General features: G+C 40.1%; 1 protein-coding gene. It reads right to left on the reverse strand.

All coding sequences use genetic code 11. The annotated features are described in order from the left end of the window. Positions 1-10: 10 nt before the first annotated feature. Entirely contained in the window at positions 11-298 is a 288-nt protein-coding gene (locus ACY2RQ_RS19335) for a hypothetical protein (protein ID WP_490114648.1), read from the reverse strand. Between the last annotated feature and the right edge of the window lie 1107 nt (positions 299-1405).

Consider the following 1405-nt stretch of genomic DNA (forward strand, 5'->3'; position numbering starts at 1 on the left):
TTGTCTATGTTTAAATGTTGCCGCGTTCTTTATCCATTCTATAAAGTGCATAACCATCACCATCCTCTATGGCTTGATGGTACTCAGGGTCTTTTATTTTATCGATTTCATTGGATACTGATAAAAGGTCACCATCAAGCTCTTGGATTTTATCTTGTAGGTCTCTGTTTTCAGACTCTAACTCATCAACACGCTCTTGAAGTCTGATGATAGATTTACTTGTTGCAGGAAACCTGTTGAGTTCATGCCAAACCCCAATAAAAAGCGCTAGATACGCGGCACGTTCTACCCATTCCAAGACTTATTTCCTCATACACCTAAAATTGTTTCAGGCAGTCTACTGTAGGAGAAGCCTTTGCGCCATTGGTGGTAATAACGTCTATCAGTCGCTCGTTAGAAACAAGTATATTGTCGTAAGAAATAGCAAGCGTGAAAAATAGAACCAGACATTCTCTATTGCTATAGCTGACTCGTTAGAAAGTAGTACGTAAGTTGCAGAAGTAATGATCGTACAAATAAAGATCAATACATGAGCCAGTATTTTGTATTTACTGGTGCCTGCCTTGTTTTTTCGCATACACACCTAGCTCTCTAGATTTCTAGACAACTCGATGCGATGCGTTCTAATTGGTGGGGAGAAGAACGTTCAACGCTATTTTAAAGTTCCACCCGAAACTTCCTGTTTCCCGTCGCACCATTGCGAACGTGAGATAACTTTAGCAATAAGTCTTCATAGGTCAAGGCTAACCTGAGCAGACACTGAGCGAGAGGTTTGGTGCAGCTAACGCCTAAATCAGGTGCGCCGTAGGCGTCACCTGGATTTACTTGTAGGCGCTGAATGATGATTTTCAACTGGACTGTAATACCTTAAGCTCAAGTATGCACGGGCCTTTCGTGTTATTTCTATACTTTACCGTTAAAGTGGCACCATCTTGGATCCCATCTACTTGGAGTGGGCCAGAATAACAATACGCAGAACGTTTATCGATCTTAAAATCCATGTTGCCAATAGTGATTTTTGCTTCAGACAATTCTTCACTTATCAATTTGAATTTTCCCTCTATGGACTCATAGCTGCCGTTTCTCAGTTTTGTATAGTTTGATAAGTAACTCACGCTATTGGTAATGAGTGGTGAGAAGAAAATTACTACGAACAGTGATATGAATAAATTAAAATCGGTGAAGTTGCCCTTAGACTTTTTCGTCTTAAGATGTTTGAAAATAAAGTATATAGAAGTTGCTGTAATTAGTATTAAAGCTAATGTGCTTAGGACTGCATCTCTATAAGAAAGCTGATAAATTAATATGTGATCCATTTATATATGAACTGCGATGTTCAGGTTTTGGTTGCGCCTAACGCCCGCATCAGGTGCGCCGAAGGCGTCACTTGGATGCGCTTGTTAGG

This window comes from Parendozoicomonas sp. 209JJ7-1, from assembly GCF_058147085.1.